Raw genomic sequence first — 3,507 nt, 5'->3', positions numbered from 1 at the left:
ATCGCGGCGCGGGCGGCCCAGTAATAGGCCGCGGCGCGCTGTTCGCTGTCGGGCGCTTCCTTTGCGACGCGGTCGAAGGCGACGAGCGCGGTGCGGTAATCGCGAAGCCGCCACGAGGCGAGACCCTGCACCCACGCACCTTGCGTCGCCCAGGCGCCGCCACCTGCGGTGCAGGCGAGCGACAGGCGCAGCGCATTCTGGTCGTCATTCTCGATATAATAGGACCAGGCGACCTTTTGCGTCCATTCGGCGCGCGCTTCGGAGCTGAGACCCGTGGCCGCGTTGAGCAGCGCTTCGGCGCCCGCGGGATCGTCGTTCTTGATCCGGTCGGGAATCGATGCGGCAAGCCGCGCGGCGGCCGGGTCGCTGACGCTGTCGGCGCCCAGACGGCGCGGCGCGCTGCCCGACCATGCGAGACGCGCCTGAAAGGGAAGCGTCGGCAGGTCGGTCGCGCCGCGCTTCGTTGCGAGACGGCCGAGCTGTTCGGCTTGGGGCAGATACGGCGAGCGCGAAAGGATCGGCATGATGTCGGCGACTTCGGCGCGCGGGCTGCCCGCCGCGGTCAGCAGTTCGGCACGCAGGAAATCGTTGAGGGGGCCATTGTCGGCGCTGTCGAGCAGGGATCTGGCTTCGGCCCAGCGCTGGCCGCGGATCGCGGTCAGAACCTGCGTATAAAGCTGTTTCTGCTTTGACGAGAGGATATCGGGCACCGTTTGGGGTGCCGATACCGATCCGCGGTCGCCCGCATCGGCGGCGAACGCCGGCAATGCGGCGGCGGCCGTGGCCAGCACCGCGCATGAAACGAAAGTCTTGATCATCTTCTGCATCTGTCAACGTCCCCGGTTGAACAGTTTCAGGCTATCCCAGGCCGCCGCTTTCTGCGCGGGCCGGGCCAGCAGCATCGCGGGATGCGCCACAGCCACTGTCTCCACCTTGCGGCCATCTTGGTTAACATCGAGTAACTTTCCGCGCACATCAGGCAAGGATGCGGCGGCCGCCATGCGTGTGATGTCGCTGCCGACGAGCAAGAGGCGCGCCGGCTTCGCGATCTGCAGGTGGTGCCAGAGCAGCCGGTCGAGTTCGGCCGCCTCTTCACCGTCGCAGCGCCCGCCGGCGGGGCGGGTGACCGCGAGGCTCGCGACGTAGCAGTCGCCACGCGCCATGCCGATCGCGTTCATCATCGCATCGAGCAGCTGGCCGGCGGGACCGGAAAAGAGCGTGCCGTCGCGCTGGTCGTCGATTTCGGGCCACGCCGTCAACAGCATCAAGGGCGCTGCGACAGGACCCGCGGGCAGCACGCGCCGCGCATCCCACTGGCTTCCCGGAACGTCGCTGTCCTCGGCCAGCCAGCGCTGGAAGTCATCCCAATCGTCGGGAAAGACGACGGGGCCCTTGGGATCGAGGACCTCGGGAGCTTCCTGACGCTGCAGCGCAGCGGGAAGCGGAGGAAGTTCGGGTTCGACGTCGACGACGCGTTTGGGCTTGCTTGCCGCAGCGTCATTTGCCGGAGGTGCGACGAGCCAGCCCGCCGGCGTCTCGCCGACGAGCGCATCAACGCCGGCCAACGACCACCAGTCGCATGTGCTTTCGGCTAGCAGTGCTGAATATGACCCACCCATCGATTTACACCAAACAGGTGGTTGACGGACCCGTCAATTGGCGGGCATCGCAATTCGTGACAGAATGAGCGCCGGACACGATGAATGATCGGCGCGGGGACGGCAGAAAGGTATTTGCGGTGAGCGAACGGGAATCGATGCCCTATGACGTGGTCATCGTCGGCGCAGGTCCGGCGGGGCTTTCGGCGGCGATCCGCCTGAAACAGCTGGCGAATGAGGCGGGCGGCGAATTGTCGGTGTGCATTCTCGAGAAGGGGTCCGAAGTCGGCGCGCATATCCTGTCGGGCGCGGTGATCGATCCGAAGTCGCTCGACGAGCTTTTGCCCGAATGGCGCGATCAGGGTTGCCCGCTCGCCGAGGTGCCCGTGAATGACAACCAGCACTGGGTGCTGACGAAGACGAAAAAGTTCGGCCTGCCTGAATTTATTTCGCCGGGCTTCATGCACAACAAGGGCACCTACACCGGCAGTCTGGGCAACCTCTGCCGCTGGCTCGCCGAGCAGGCCGAAGGGCTGGGCGTCGAAATCTTCCCCGGCTTCCCGGCGGCCGAAATCCTCTACAACGAGGATGGCTCGGTCAAAGGCGTGGCAACGGGTGACATGGGCGTCGCGCGCGACGGCAGCCACAAGGGCGACTATGCCCCCGGGCTCGAACTCCACGCGAAATATACCTTCTTCGCCGAGGGCGTGCGCGGTCACCTGACCAAGCTTCTCAAGCCTCAATTCGCGCTCGATGCCGATTGCGAGCCGCAGGTCTATGGCCTCGGCGTCAAGGAATTGTGGGATATCAAGCCCGAGAATCATGCCGCGGGCCGCGTGATCCACACGCAGGGCTGGCCGCTAGACCAGAATGCCAATGGCGGCGGCTTCCTCTACCATCAGGCGAACGGGCAGGTCGCGCTCGGTTTCGTGACCTGGCTCAATTATCGCAATCCGCATATCTCTCCCTTCCAGGAGATGCAGAAGTGGAAGACGCACCCCGAGATCGCGAAGATACTGAAGGGCGGCAAGCGTGTTTCCTATGGCGCCCGCGCGATCAGCGATGGCGGCCTGCAGTCCGTGCCGAAGCTCGCCTTTCCGGGCGGTGCATTGATCGGCGACACCGCCGGTTTCCTGAACGTGCCGCGGATCAAGGGGACGCATACCGCGATGAAGTCGGGGATGATGGCGGCCGAGGCGGCGTTCGCGGCGGTGACCGCAGGACGCAGCGCCGACACGCTCGACGCCTATCAGGCGGCGTTCGACGACAGCTGGGTGAAAAAGGAACTGAGCGTCGTCCGCAATGTGTTGCCGCTGGTCGAGAAATATGGCGACCTTGCGGGAACTTTGCTGTCGGGGATCACGATGTGGCTCGAAACGCTGAAGATCAAAGTCCCCTTCACGATGAAGCATCATCCGGACAATGAAAGCCTGTACCGGGCCGACATCATGCCGAAACCCGACTATCCCAAACCCGACGGCGTGCTGACCTTCGACCGCCTGTCGTCGGTGTTCGTATCGAACACCAATCACGAGGAAGACCAGCCGGTCCACCTTCAGCTCAAGGATCCGTCGATCCCGGTTGCGTATAATTTGCCGCTTTATGACGAGCCGGCGCAGCGTTATTGTCCCGCCGGCGTCTACGAGATCGTCGGCGAGGCCGAGGGCGATCCCAAATTCGTGATCAACGCGCAGAATTGCGTCCATTGCAAGACGTGCGACATCAAGGACCCGACCCAGAATATCAACTGGGTCACCCCCGAAGGCGGCGGAGGCCCCAATTATCCGAACATGTAAGCTCGCGTATCTCCTGCCGGCCATCGCCGCCCTTATGGCGGCGGTGCCGGCTGCGGCCGCGGAAGACAGCGGCGCGGCACTGAACGCACTGGGCGCCGATGCCTACGGGCTGG

Annotated in this window: 2 protein-coding genes and 1 pseudogene; 1 reads left to right on the top strand and 2 read right to left on the bottom strand. The window is 64.7% G+C overall.

The window, feature by feature from the left end; all coding sequences use genetic code 11:
- Positions 1-818: pseudogene (locus VN047_RS20705) on the bottom strand (lytic transglycosylase domain-containing protein); the annotation flags it as partial.
- Positions 819-830: 12 nt separating this feature from the next.
- Positions 831-1,565, bottom strand: coding sequence for a uracil-DNA glycosylase family protein (locus tag VN047_RS20700; RefSeq protein WP_325546049.1), 735 nt, complete (start codon positions 1,563-1,565; stop codon positions 831-833).
- 173 nt (positions 1,566-1,738) lie between these two features.
- Here VN047_RS20700 and VN047_RS20695 point away from each other — a divergent pair, with 173 nt between their 5' ends.
- The gene (locus VN047_RS20695; protein WP_325546047.1) at positions 1,739-3,394 is read left to right on the top strand and encodes an electron transfer flavoprotein-ubiquinone oxidoreductase; all 1,656 of its coding nucleotides are present in this window, start codon (positions 1,739-1,741) and stop codon (positions 3,392-3,394) included.
- Positions 3,395-3,507: the final 113 nt, after the last annotated feature.

The organism is Sphingopyxis sp., from assembly GCF_035565275.1.
In the GTDB taxonomy this organism is placed as follows: Bacteria; Pseudomonadota; Alphaproteobacteria; order Sphingomonadales; family Sphingomonadaceae; genus Sphingopyxis.
This window is presented reverse-complemented; position numbering and strand designations above follow the sequence as displayed.